1 protein-coding gene is annotated in these 1,348 nt (G+C 65.6%); it reads right to left on the bottom strand.

Annotation, left to right across the window (positions count from 1 at the left end; genetic code table 11):
• Nucleotides 1-431 precede the first annotated feature (431 nt).
• Nucleotides 432-1,348 (bottom strand): Ig-like domain-containing protein (locus OTB20_RS42160; protein ID WP_267825182.1); only part of this gene is annotated, 917 nt, incomplete at its 5' end.

Below are 1,348 nucleotides of genomic sequence, written 5' to 3'. Positions count from 1 at the left end.
CGCTTGACGCCGTATTTCATTCCGACCGCGGCAGCAATTACACATCCGATCAGTTCGCCAAGACGCTGCACAGGCTCGGAATCCGGCAATCCGTCGGACGGACAGGAATCTGCTACGACAATACCATGGCCGAATCATTCTTCGCGACACTGAAGAATGAACGCGTCCACCGCACGGTCTACCCCACTCGCGCTCAACATACCGGGATATCGCCCGCTACATCGAGGTCCGCTACAATACGAAATGCCGCCACTCGAAGCTCGGCTACCGGACCCCGCAAGAGGTCCACGACGAGTACATGAACCAGCAGCTCGTAGCCTATAGCCAGCTGTCCGGAAAACACGGGGCACCTCAACCCACTTCCCAGGCAGGGCCTCCCCCTTCCCTTACTCAGGGGAGGGGGAGGCCCTGCCGTGCGGTGCCCGCTGGTGTCAGCCCTGCTGGGTGACGGGGGCGGTGGCGGTGGCGGTGGAGCCGGTGTAGTTGCCGTCGCCTTCGAAGATGGCCGTGTAGCCGTTGCGGCGCAGGTCTCGGGCGACGTTGGCGACAGTGCGGCGGTTGGGGCCGGTGTAGCTGGAGCAGGTGGCTGTGCCGTTGCCGTTGGTGATAGCGGTGCACAGGAGGATGTCATCGCTGGTGGTGAAGAGGACGGTCCGCCCGGCCAGCGGGGTGCCGTTGCTGGTCAGGGTGGCGGTCATGCCTGTGAACGTGAGTGTCTGCGGGCTGCGGGTGAAGGTGGCGTTGGTGGCGACCAGAGTGGTGGGTGCGGCATACACGGTCATGCTGAACGACTGGGAGGAGGTCTGGCCGCTGGTGCGGCCGCCGCTGTCGGTGACCTTCACGGTGAGGGTGTAGGTGCCAGCAGCAGTCGGGGTTCCGTAGACCTCGCCGGTGCGGGATTGGATGTTCAGTCCCGGCGGCAGGCCGGTAGCGGTGAAGGTGTAGGGGGAGGTGCCACCGGTGACCGATCCGGTCAGGGTGCTGTCGCTGTAGTAGACACCGACCGTGCCCGACTCCAGCCCGGAAGCCCACGGCACCACCAGCGGAGACACAGACTGCACGGTCTGGCTGGTGCTGTCGCTGCTGGGGTTGTAGTTGGCGTCGCCGTTGTAGGTGGCGGTGATCACGTGCGAGCCGACGGCGAGGCTGCCGGTGGTCAGCGTCGCCCGGCCCAAGGAGTCGAGGGGGCTGGTGCCCAGGGTGGTGGTGCCTTCGGTGAAGGTGACGTTTCCGCCGGGGGCGGTGTCGAGGTTGCCGGTGACGGTCGCGGTGAAGGTAACCGTTTGACCGAACGTGGAGGGGTTGGGGGAGGACTTCACCGTCGTGGTAGCGAGCGCCTTGTCCGCCG

The organism is Streptomyces sp. H27-H1, assembly GCF_026627445.1.
GTDB lineage: Bacteria > Actinomycetota > Actinomycetes > Streptomycetales > Streptomycetaceae > Streptomyces.
The sequence above is the reverse complement of the archived record's forward strand: the minus strand, read 5'-3'. Positions and strand labels throughout refer to the sequence as shown.